Source organism: Erwinia sp. MYb416 (assembly GCF_037479575.1).
GTDB classification, from domain to species: Bacteria; Pseudomonadota; Gammaproteobacteria; order Enterobacterales; family Enterobacteriaceae; genus Erwinia; species Erwinia rhapontici.
Genome location: NZ_JBBGYT010000405.1, coordinates 1 through 1,492, shown reverse-complemented (window position 1 = coordinate 1,492; position 1,492 = coordinate 1). Strand labels below are relative to the sequence as shown.

Annotated in this window: 1 protein-coding gene; it reads right to left on the bottom strand. The window is 53.4% G+C overall.

Features of this window, described 5'->3' with window-relative positions; translation table 11 throughout:
* Positions 1 to 1,411, bottom strand: a 1,411-nt coding sequence (locus tag WH277_RS05605; protein WP_339504913.1) for an efflux RND transporter permease subunit, incomplete at its 3' end; no start/stop codon positions are given.
* Between the last annotated feature and the right edge of the window lie 81 nt (positions 1,412 to 1,492).

Below are 1,492 nucleotides of genomic sequence, written 5' to 3'. Positions count from 1 at the left end.
ATTGCCGATAGATCACCCCTGTCGAACCGGCGAAAAAGGCCATTGGCAGAAATACTGCCGACAACACCAGCGCGATCGCGATCAGCGCACCCGAAATCTCTTTCATCGACTTTTCAGTAGCCTGCCGGGGGGGTAATCCTTCGTCCTGCATGATTCGCTCGACGTTTTCTACCACCACAATTGCATCATCCACCAGTAGCCCGATTGCCAGCACCATTGCAAACAATGTCAGGGTGTTGATGGTATAACCGAAAAGCGCCAGCACGCCAAAGGTCCCGAGCAGCACCACAGGCACCGCCAGCGCCGGGATCAGGGTGGCGCGAATGTTTTGCAGGAAAAGGTACATCACCACTATGACAAGCGCGATCGCTTCGAGCAGGGTGATGACCACATCCTCCACCGAGATTTTGATGAAGTCGGTACTGTCCAGTGCATAAGCCACTTCGTAGCCTTCCGGCATCGAGTGGCGAAACTCTTGCACTTTGTTTTTCACCAGAGTGGCAGTGTCCAGGGCATTGGCACCCGGTGCCAGCATCACACCGATACCCGCCGCCGGATGGCCGTTAAGTCGGGTGGTCATGTCGTAAGACTCGCCACCCAGCTCGACCCGCGCTACATCGCCGACGCGCACAATCGCACCGCGAGTATCGCTTTTAACAATAATGTTGCGGAACTGCTCCGGCGTCTCCAGACGGGACTGTGCTCTGACCGTGGCGGTGAGCTGTTGATTTTCAGGCGAGGGCAGACCACCGATTTTACCTGCTGATACCTGAATGTTTTGAGAGCGTATCGCTGCCGTCACGTCGGAAGGTTGCAACGCATAGGCGTTAAGCTTGAACGGATCGAGCCAGATGCGCATCGCATACTGACCACCGAAAACCTGGATGTCGCCGACACCTTCGGTCCTCGCCAGCGGCTCCTGCATATTACTAACCAGCCAGTCACCTATGTCGGTACTGTTGCTTTTGCCCGTTGTGTCGTAAAGCCCCATCACCAGCAGGAAGTTCGACTGCGATTTAGTGACCGTGACGCCAAGTTGCTGCACTTCGCTAGGGAGACGAGAAAGTGCCTGTTGTACTTTGTTCTGCACTTGTACCTGTGCGGTATCCGGATCAGTTCCCTGAATGAAAGTTACCTTGACCGACACATTACCCTGCGAACTGCTGCTGGAGGTGAAATAGAGCAGATTATCCAGCCCGGTAAGCTGTTGTTCGATCACCTGAGTGACGCTATTTTCCAGGGTCTCCGCTGAGGCGCCGGTATAGGTCGCACTGATATTCACAGAGGGCGGTGCCACATCCGGATATTGTTCAACCGGCAATAAAGTGATCGAGAGCGCACCAAGCAGCATGATTAAAATGGAAACAACCCATGCGAAGACAGGACGATAAATAAAAAAACGTGAAAACATCAGCGGGGTATCTTCCTTTTATAGTGGGCGAAAACCCTGCATTCCTGCAGGCTAAAAAATGCGTTGATTATAGGTCATAAC